Origin of the sequence: Desulfotomaculum copahuensis (genome assembly GCF_001655685.1) — a bacterium.
GTDB lineage: Bacteria > Bacillota > Desulfotomaculia > Desulfotomaculales > Desulfovirgulaceae > Desulfotomaculum_G > Desulfotomaculum_G copahuensis.
Genome location: NZ_LYVF01000139.1, coordinates 1 through 1,151, shown reverse-complemented (window position 1 = coordinate 1,151; position 1,151 = coordinate 1). Strand labels below are relative to the sequence as shown.

General features: G+C 38.0%; 1 protein-coding gene. It reads right to left on the bottom strand.

The window, feature by feature from the left end; translation table 11 throughout:
- Window positions 1-1,151 (bottom strand): PIG-L deacetylase family protein (locus A6M21_RS09095; RefSeq protein ID WP_066668029.1); only part of this gene is annotated, 1,151 nt, incomplete at both ends.

Sequence of the window (1,151 nt, the reverse complement as noted above, 5' to 3'; positions counted from 1 at the left end):
TTGTACAAATTCCAAGGAATCTTATCGATAAGTCTTCCCTTGTATATTGAGTCAGAACCCATGAATATATAGCGCAAGTCCTGTTTTTGCGGAATATTCAATTTTATCCACAATATATTTTTGTCTATTATTGGTCTTGATGCTATAGATTTGAGAAGCGAATTATTGGCTTTTCTGTACTGATAGAGCTTGCCATTTACCAGTCCTAAATCGATCCTCTTTATGCTGTTATTGTAAAACAGCCTCATTTCGATGTTGTATCTTACATTTTTAGATATAGGCGACAGTGTTTGAACACCTATATACAAGTGATTATCATAGTAGAAGGAAGCAAGCTTTGTAAGATCAGCGCTTTTATAGATTTCTTGATCCAGAATTCCACCTGCCGGTATGCTTAAAAGCGAGAAAGGCATGTTTTTGTCGTATAAGTTTGGCTTTGTTTCAACTTCTGGAATCGTAATGACAGGCTTTGTCCCGAAAAGCTCATTTTTCCTTACAAACGCCAATAAAAATGGCTCCATCACTTTTATCTGTGATGTATACTGCTTAATGGCTTCTTCTTTTTTAGCTTCTTCTTGCTTTGATAGAGGAATACTATGCCATACAGTGTTGCTGTCTTTCATATCTGTTGGTGGCAAAAGGGAATCATTTGGCATCAGTAACCATGGCACAGGCCATTGCGGATGATGAACTAAGAACATGTGCTCTTTTACGTTTAGATTAAGTGCGACTATTGCGTACCTTGTGAAGTTGCTTACAGCCCAGTGGTCAGGATGTACGTCATCTGCTAAAGGATAATAAATATCTGTAGGCTTAAATGACTTCATGATGTCCTGCAGCTCATTTTCTAAATTTTCACCTGTATATGCAACACCAGGTTTGTATACATCTTTATAGGGAGAATATGCTACATTTGTTCCACCGCTAATCCTGGGTTTTCCGTTATCCCAAAAATCGCTCCATAGAAATCTTGTACTGCCATCAGCAAAGCCTAAAAATATCACGTCATTTTTTGGAAGCCCTAATACAGACATTGCGGCTAAACTTTCACTGTGCCTTTGAAGTCCAAGTTTATAAAAGTCTGCTGGCGTTGGATTGATGTCACCTGTAAAGACTTGAGCAGCTTTTTTGTAGCTTTCACCATCTGTTAC